The sequence below is a fragment of the Treponema sp. R80B11-R83G3 genome (assembly GCF_054786115.1).
Map to the genome: position 1 here is coordinate 1 of NZ_BDHF01000465.1, position 484 is coordinate 484.

General features: G+C 38.4%; 1 protein-coding gene. It reads left to right on the forward strand.

Translation table 11 applies throughout. The features are described 5' to 3' along the window. Positions 1-143 precede the first annotated feature (143 nt). Positions 144-326 (forward strand): hypothetical protein, encoded by a 183-nt coding sequence (locus ACYVRH_RS14490; protein WP_461257569.1) that lies wholly within the window; start codon positions 144-146, stop codon positions 324-326. The last annotated feature ends 158 nt before the right edge of the window (positions 327-484 follow it).

Consider the following 484-nt stretch of genomic DNA (forward strand, 5'->3'; position numbering starts at 1 on the left):
GGTGTAACATAAGCGCATTTTACATTACCGCATTTAACAAACCTGAATAATAACAAATCGGCTGTTCTTCCTTTCGTTTTCAATTAGGGCGCCGCCCTACCGCCGCAGGCGGTCCCCTTTTTGGGGAAAATTTGCGAAGCGTTATGCGACATTCAATAAAGACGCAAAAAACGGCATTGGAAGGGGTTTTATTGGGGGTAAAGGGTAAATGTGATACGGTAATGGGGATTAACGCTGTTTTGTGGGCTTTTATGGGCGTTATAAAGGGCGTTTTGAATGGGGTCTGCGGTAATAAATATTCAGGTTTGTTAAATGCGGTAATGTAAAATGCGCTTATGTTACACCAGATATGACATCATATTTGTTGAATAACGGTGGGTAATTATAAGTAATTAAAAATAATTATAAGGAAAGTAGTTGACGTAATTCGTTATCTGATATAGACTTATGAGTAATAAAGCGTACTTGTGAGTAAGCATTAGAA